The sequence below is a fragment of the Streptomyces racemochromogenes genome (genome assembly GCF_044129415.1).
Classification (GTDB): Bacteria; Actinomycetota; Actinomycetes; order Streptomycetales; family Streptomycetaceae; genus Streptomyces; species Streptomyces racemochromogenes_A.
In genome coordinates, this window is record NZ_JBBDHD010000037.1 from 56,371 (window position 1) to 63,157 (window position 6,787).

Here is a 6,787-nt window from a genome sequence, read left to right on the forward strand (position 1 = left end):
TGTGACCCTGAGCGGTATGACCACGCCCTCCACGTCCCGTCCCGCGGACACCGAAGAGACCGGCCGGCCCGTCGCCGCCGGTCACGCACGGCGGGACGCGCCCGCCGGCCGCCGCCCGCTCGCCACCCGTCGGACGACGGAGGTGGCGGCATGAACCGGCCGGCCGGCGGGACGCTGCACCACGTCGAGATCTGGGTGCCCGACCTGGAGCGGGCCGCGAGCTCCTTCGGCTGGCTGCTGGAGGCCCTGGGCCACGCGCCGTTCCAGAACTGGGACGGCGGCCGGAGCTGGCGGCTCGGGGAGACGTACCTGGTCTTCGAACAGTCCCCCGCCCTCACCGCCGGGGAGCACGACCGGTGCCGGCCCGGGCTGAACCACCTGGCCTTCCACGTCGAGGACCGGCGGACCGTGGACGACCTGGTCCGCCGGGCCCCGCGGCACGGCTGGACCCTGATGTTCCCCGACCGCCACCCGCACGCGGGCGGGGAACGGACCTACGCCGCCTACCTGGAGAACGCCGACGGCTTCGAGGTCGAGCTCGTCGCCTTCGAGGGGGACGGGAACTGACGGCCGCGCGGGGGGATTTCCCCCGCGGCCATGACAGCGCCGCCCGCACACCCCACAATTGACCTGAACCAGGCGGTCGGGGGAGGCGCTGATGGGTCGGGCTCTGCGTGTCGGCATACCGGTGGGTGGTGTGGTCCTCGTGGCCTGCGCGCCGCTGTACGCCCCGTACTACTCCACCGTCCTGGTGTGGGAACTGCGCAAGCTGTTCGCCTGGCTGGCGCTGCCGCTGCTGGCGGCGGGCCTCGTCACGCTGGTGTGGCTCGCGTGGTGGCTCGTGCGCAGGCGGCGTGGCGGGGGCGGATCCGGGGCGGGCGGCGCCGCGGGGGCCTTCGGCTGCCTCGGCGCCCTCGCGGGGCTCGCCCTCGCCGTCGCGTGGCTGGTCTACGGGGCGTACCTCGGGGACCGCGCCTACATGACGGCCACACAGGTCGTGACCGAGCCGGTGCCCGCCCTGGCGCCCCGCGCCCCCTACCTCGTCGGCAAGGCCCAGGCCGCCCCGCACCTGGGCGACGTCACCGGCGAGATCGCCGACATCACCTACCTCCCCGACGCGGACCGGTTCGCCACCCTCGTCGAGCGGCGCGGCTGGCTGTCCGGGTACGAGGTCGGCCTCGTGCAGGACGTTCCGCTCGGCGGCACCAGCCGTGCGCAGGAACGCTGCTCGTTCGACGTGGACGTGGCGGACGCCCGCATCAGCGGCTGGTTCGGCCACAACCTGGGCCGGAAGATCTCCGAGCAGAAGCGCTGGGTCCGCTTCGAGGCCGCCGACGCCTATGTGATCTGCCGGGGCGACACACCGGTCGTGGTCGTGCCCCTCAAGCGCCAGACCGGGATCCTCGTCGTCACGGAACGGCCCGCCGGGGTCGCGCTGTACGACGGCAGGACGGGCAAGGTCACCATCACCACCGACACGGACGCCGTCCCCGGCCCCTCCTATCCGCTCAGCCTCGCCTCCCGGCAGCGCGAAGCGGCCGCCGCCGTCGGCGGCTTCGGCGACTGGTGGTTCGAACGCAGCGGCTGGGACGCCTCGGAGGACGGCGCGAACGAGGGAAACGACTCGGAGTTCACCCTGCGCTACGCCGACTCCAGCGGCCGCAGCGTCTACGTCACCCCGCTCACCCCGCAGGGCGAGGCCAGTTCGGTCGTCGCCGTCGCGACCGTCCCGGCACGCTTCCAGGGCACCGGGCTGGCGCCCCTGACGGTCCACCGGCTCGACCCGACGTGGTCCTCGCCGAAGGCGATCATCGCGCTGATCAAGGCCGAGTACCGCGACGTCTGCTGCTACAACGACGACCAGGTGTTCGAGGTGGTCCCCACCGGCGGCAGCACATGGACCGCGACGATCGGCAGCGAACAGGACATCCGCTACCGGGTGGAGGGCCGTGGCCAGGTCGCCGGCCACGAGGCGACCTGCCTGAAGGCGGCCGACGGCGCACTGATCCGGTGCGCCTACGCGGCCCCCGGCTCCCCGGAGGAACAGGAGCTCAAACGGCGCGAGAACGAGAAGAAGGACAAACCCCGCGCCAACCCGCCGGACCTCGGCGACCTCGGCGCCTACACCCCCGAGCAACTGGCCGAACTCAACCGCCGCATCAACGAGGAGGTCAACCGCCGGCTCAAGGGCACCTAGGACGCCCCGCCCCGCCCGCCGGGGCGGCCCGGAGCACGGCGATGCCCAAGGGGCGGCTTCCCGCCGGGTGGCGCCGTCGGCGAGGTCGACGACGGTCAGCCCGTCCCCGTAGCCGTCCCGGGTGCAGCCGCCGGTGACGTAGCCGTGCGGCCGTCGGGGGACACGGCGGGTACGAGGTCGTGCGCCCGGCGCACCGAGGGCACGCACCTACGCCGCGGGGCCGCCCTTCGGGCGACGACGGGACTTTGACGCACCCCCGGGGAGCGCCCGGCCGCCCCGGTACGGTGACGGGCCCGCCGCCGGGCCCCGCGGCTCACCGGGTACCCGGCCCGCCGCGGCCGCCCCGCCCGTCACGGCCGTCGTGGCCGGACCGTTCCCGGGCCGCGCGCAGGAGCAGCGCGAGGTCCTCGAAGCCGCGCCGCACGGCGTGCTCGTACGCCGTCACCCGGGCAGCTGCCCGAACCCGTCCATCCGCCCCTGTACTGCTACCAGCGGCTCATCCGCGGCGGGACCGAACGCGTGCGCCTCGCCGACGCCGCCCACCGGGTCGCGGCCGCCATGGTGACCGTCACCCCGCCCGGTATCCCCGTCCTGATGCCCGGAGAGTCCCTCGGCGCCCAGGACGGCCCCCTGCTGCGCTACCTCCGCGCCCTGGAGGCCTTCGACCGGGCCTTCCCCGGCTTCGGCAGCGAGGCCCACGGCGTCACGGTGGACCCGGAGACGGGCGACTACCTGATCGAGTGCCTCCGCATGCCGCCGCGGTAGCCGCCGAGGCCGGCCCGGGTCGCCGACGGGGGGACCCGGGCCGCGCGTCCAGCGGTCCGCCGCCCGCCCTGCGCGCCGCGCCCGGCCCGCAGCAGTCGTGGAGAACGGCCGCCCGTGGGGTACAACCGCTTCTGCCGGGGCACGTGAGACGCGGCGGGGCACACGCCCGGCCGCGGTCCGCCCGCGACGGGCGCCGCACCTGACGCAGGACCCCGACGAAAGGAACGTGACGGACATGCGCAGCGTAGGCGTGGAGGAGGAGCTGCTGCTGGTCGACACCACGACGGGGGAGCCGCGTGCGCTCTCGGCCGCCGTGATGTCGGCCGCGTCCCGCGAGGGGAGGGCGACGCACGGCCCGGAAGGGGGCGCGCTGGAGTCCGAGCTCAAGTGCGAGCAGGTCGAGTTCGCCACCCGCCCGGTGCTGCGGATGGGCGAGCTCGCCGAGGAGATCGTCCGCTGGCGCGCGGAGGCGGCCCGGCACGCCGCGGACGCGGGCGGCGCCGTCGCCGCGCTGGCCACCTCCCCGCTGCCGGTGCGGCCGTCCACGATGTCCGGCGAACGCTACCGCTGGGTGAGCCGGCAGTTCGGCCTGACCGCCCAGGAGCAGCTCACCTGCGGCTGCCACGTCCACGTGTCCGTCGCCTCGGACGACGAGGGCGTGGCCGTCCTCGACCGCATCCGTCCCTGGCTGCCGGTGCTGACCGCCCTCAGCGCCAACTCGCCGTTCTGGCAGGGCGAGGACAGCGCGTACGGCAGCTACCGCAGCCGCGTGTGGAACCGCCTGCCCTCCGCCGGCCCCACCGATGTCTTCGGCAGCGCCGAGCAGTACCACCGGCAGGTGGGCGACATGCTCGCCACCGGCGTCCTGCGGGACGACGGCATGATCTACTTCGACGCCCGGCTCTCCGCCAGCTACCCCACGGTCGAGATCCGCGTCGCCGACGTCTGCCTCGAACCCGACACCCCCGTCCTCCTCGCCGCCCTCGCCCGGGCCCTGGTGGACACCGCCGCCCGCGACTGGCACGCCGGGCGGCCGCCGGCCCGCATCGGCGTCGGCCTGCTGCGCCTCGCGGCGTGGCAGGCGGCCAAGTCGGGCCTGGACGGCCCGCTCCTCGACCCCCGCAGCATGAGCCCCGCCCCTCCCGCGGCGGTCCTCGACGTACTCCTGGACCACCTGCGGGAGGCCCTCGACGACAACGGCGACCTCGAACTCGCCCACCAGGGCGTCACCCGCCTCCTCGAACGGGGCAACGGCGCCCGCCTCCAGCGCCGCCTCCTGCACACCACCGGCGACCTGCGCGCCGTGGTGGCCGAGTGCGCCCGCCTGACCACGGCGCCCACCGCCTGACGGACCACGCGCCGCGGGACACCCCCTGTCAGGGGCGCCGGGATCCCGCGGCGCCGTCCGCGGCGGGGGTGCCCGCGGACAGCGGGACGGCGACCTCCTCCAGCGGCCGCCGCTCCGCGTCGACCCCCCAGAAGAAGGCCGTCAGGCCGCCGAGGACCATGAGCGCGCCGCCGACCGCGTACCCGGCGAACACCCTCCAGGGATCGGAGCCGCCGCCGATCAGGGTGGCGAACAGCCACGGGGCCACGACACCGCCGAAGAGCATCGACAGGGCGAAGAAGAAGGAGATCGCCTGGGCCCGCATCTCCACCGGGAACACCTCGCTGACCGTCAGGTACGCCGACGAGGCGGCCGCCGAGGCGATGAAGAAGATCACGCACCACAGCACGGTCTGGGTGACCGCGCTCAGCAGCCCTTCCGCGAACAGCCAGCCCGTGACCAGGAGGAGGCCCCCGGAGAGGCAGTAGGTGGTCCCGATCATCCGGCGCCGGCCCAGGGAGTCGAAGAACCGGCCGAGCACCAGCGGTCCCACCAGGTTGCCCAGGGCGAAGGGGAAGATGAAGTACGCGACGGCCCCGCCCCGGATGTCGTAGAACTCGGCCAGGATCAGGGCGTAGGTGAAGAAGATCGCGTTGTAGAGGAACGACTGCGTCACCATGAGCATGAACCCGAGGACCGACCGCCGCCGGTAGTCGCGGAACAGGACCCGGGCGAGCTCCCGGTAGCCGACGGGCGGCCGCCGCCGGTACTCCAGCGCACGGCTCTGCGGCACCGGTTCCAGCCGGGCCCCGCCGCGCTCGATCCTCCGCTCGATCTCGGTGACGACCCGTTCGGCCTCCTCCGGCCTGCCGTGCGTGAGCAGCCAGCGCGGGCTCTCCGGAAGGCTGCGGCGCAGCCCCCAGATCGCCGCGCCGATCGCCGGGCCGACGAGCAGGCCGATGCGCCAGCCGATGTCGAGCGGGAAGCGGGCGGGGTCGAGGAAGAGCAGGTTCGAGGCCGCTCCGATCATCGCCCCCAGCCAGTACGTGGCGTTGACGGCCAGGTCCGCGTGACCGCGGTGCCGACTGGGGATCAGCTCGTCGATGGCCGAGTTCAGCGCCGCGTACTCGCCGCCGATGCCGGTGCCGGCGATGAAGCGGGTGACGGCGAAGAAGGCGAAGCCGGGGGAGAGGGCCGTGAGCGCGTTGCCCAGCAGGTACACGCCGAGGGTGACGATGAACAGCCTGCGGCGGCCCAGCCGGTCGGCGAGCCGGCCGAAGACGAGCGCGCCGACCACCTCCCCGAGCAGGTAGATGCTGGCCGTCAGGCCCACCTGGGACGAGGTGAGGCCCAGCGTCTGCTGGTCCCGCAGCCGGTCGGCGATCGACCCGGCGATGGTGATCTCGATCCCGTCGAGCACCCAGGTGATGCCCAGGGCGGTCACCACCCGCCAGTGGAACCCGCTCCAGGGCAGCCGGTCCAGCCGCTGCGGCACCGTGCTGCGGACGGTGCCGGCCCCTCGTAGCGTGTCCAGCGGATGCCCCGCCATGACGACCTCCCCGCGGTTCGGACGGGCGTGCGCGACCCCAACGTCACGACGCCGAGACCCTCCGTGTGCCCCGTCCGCCCGCCGCGAACCCCCGCGCCACCCGCCCGGCGGCAGGCCCCCGCAGTCCGCACCGCGGCAGGGGCATGGGGGCCGGCGGGCCGGGTAGGTGCCTGGGCCCTCGTCACAGAGGAGGACGACATGCACGGCTCCCCGGGCGCGGCGGGACCCCGCAGGAGGGCCGGGGCGCGCGCCGGCCGGGTCCGCTGCCGGACGGTCTGGGAGCCGGCCGCACTCGAAGCGGCCGTCCGGTTCCTGGAGGACGATCCGGAGGGCCTGCGCCAGCTGCTGGAGTCGGCGGACCTGCTGCCGGGCCGGCCCAGGCCGCCCGGAACCGCCGCGTACGGCTCGCCGCACGTGCGGCGGATGCACGTCGGCCGCTACCGGCTGCTCTACCGGGTCGGCGGTGCCGCGTCCGCCAAGGCGGCCATCACGGTGCTCCACGTCGGCCGGGTGGCCTGACGCCCGTCCCCGCCGACGGCGTGTCAGCACTCCCTTCGGGGGCAAGCGCGTCCACATGACACCGAACACAACAGAGCTGTCCGCCTGGGCCGTCCAGTCCGCTCCCGCCTGGCTGCACCTGCTGGTGATCGCCTTCGCCGTGCTCGTCCTGGTGGCTACCCTGACCCGGGACAGGTAGTCCCGCCGTGCTGTTCCTGACCCTGCTCGTTCCGCCCCTGCTGATGTGCGCCCTCCTCGGGCTGGACCGCTACGAGGAGTACATGCTGGGCCCGCCGGGCGGTCCCCCGCCCGGCGCCCCGTCCCGTCCCGCCCCCCGTCCCGCCGGCCGCCCGGGGGCGGGGGTTATGCCGGGCCGTGGGGGGCGCCGGGTGGCGGGGCGCCCCCCCGAGGAAGACCCCGTGCTGGCAGGGGTGAACGCCGACTACTACAC

Annotated in this window: 9 protein-coding genes and 1 pseudogene; 8 read left to right on the forward strand and 2 right to left on the reverse strand. The window is 74.8% G+C overall.

The window, feature by feature from the left end; genetic code table 11:
• The first annotated feature begins 16 nt into the window (after positions 1-16).
• From WDV06_RS16940 to WDV06_RS16950, 3 genes are all read left to right on the forward strand, one after another.
• Complete coding sequence (locus tag WDV06_RS16940) at positions 17-154, forward strand: hypothetical protein (RefSeq protein WP_395510577.1); 138 nt, start codon at positions 17-19, stop codon at positions 152-154.
• Positions 151-567, forward strand: coding sequence for a VOC family protein (locus WDV06_RS16945; protein ID WP_395510578.1), 417 nt, complete (start codon positions 151-153; stop codon positions 565-567). Before WDV06_RS16940 ends, WDV06_RS16945 begins: the two co-directional genes overlap by 4 nt.
• 91 nt (positions 568-658) lie before the next feature.
• Entirely contained in the window at positions 659-2,197 is a 1,539-nt protein-coding gene (locus tag WDV06_RS16950; protein ID WP_395510579.1) for a hypothetical protein, read from the forward strand.
• A 313-nt stretch (positions 2,198-2,510) separates the two neighbouring features.
• On the opposite strand, the gene WDV06_RS16955 is transcribed toward WDV06_RS16950, so the two are convergent.
• On the reverse strand, positions 2,511-2,642 hold the full coding sequence (locus WDV06_RS16955; protein ID WP_395510580.1) for a hypothetical protein: 132 nt from the start codon (positions 2,640-2,642) through the stop codon (positions 2,511-2,513).
• Between the two features lie 53 nt (positions 2,643-2,695).
• On the opposite strand from WDV06_RS16955, the gene WDV06_RS16960 reads away from it, so the two are divergent.
• The gene (locus WDV06_RS16960; RefSeq protein WP_463668217.1) at positions 2,696-2,962 is read left to right on the forward strand and encodes an Orn/Lys/Arg family decarboxylase; all 267 of its coding nucleotides are present in this window, start codon (positions 2,696-2,698) and stop codon (positions 2,960-2,962) included.
• A gap of 235 nt (positions 2,963-3,197) precedes the next feature.
• The gene (locus WDV06_RS16965; RefSeq protein ID WP_395510581.1) at positions 3,198-4,310 is read left to right on the forward strand and encodes a glutamate--cysteine ligase; all 1,113 of its coding nucleotides are present in this window, start codon (positions 3,198-3,200) and stop codon (positions 4,308-4,310) included.
• A 28-nt stretch (positions 4,311-4,338) separates the two neighbouring features.
• Here the strand turns inward: WDV06_RS16965 and WDV06_RS16970 are convergent, their stop codons facing one another.
• A complete protein-coding gene (locus tag WDV06_RS16970; RefSeq protein ID WP_395510582.1) occupies positions 4,339-5,838 on the reverse strand; it encodes an MFS transporter in 1,500 nt (499 codons plus the stop codon).
• 198 nt (positions 5,839-6,036) lie between these two features.
• On the opposite strand from WDV06_RS16970, the gene WDV06_RS16975 reads away from it, so the two are divergent.
• The 3 genes and pseudogenes from WDV06_RS16975 to WDV06_RS16985 all read left to right on the forward strand — a co-directional run.
• Positions 6,037-6,357: a type II toxin-antitoxin system RelE/ParE family toxin gene (locus WDV06_RS16975; RefSeq protein WP_395510583.1), complete on the forward strand. Its 321-nt coding sequence runs from the start codon at positions 6,037-6,039 to the stop codon at positions 6,355-6,357.
• Between the two features lie 55 nt (positions 6,358-6,412).
• Positions 6,413-6,535, forward strand: a complete 123-nt coding sequence (locus WDV06_RS16980; protein ID WP_395510584.1) for a hypothetical protein — start codon at positions 6,413-6,415, stop codon at positions 6,533-6,535.
• Positions 6,536-6,542: 7 nt separating this feature from the next.
• A pseudogene (locus WDV06_RS16985) lies at positions 6,543-6,787 on the forward strand (hypothetical protein); the annotation flags it as partial.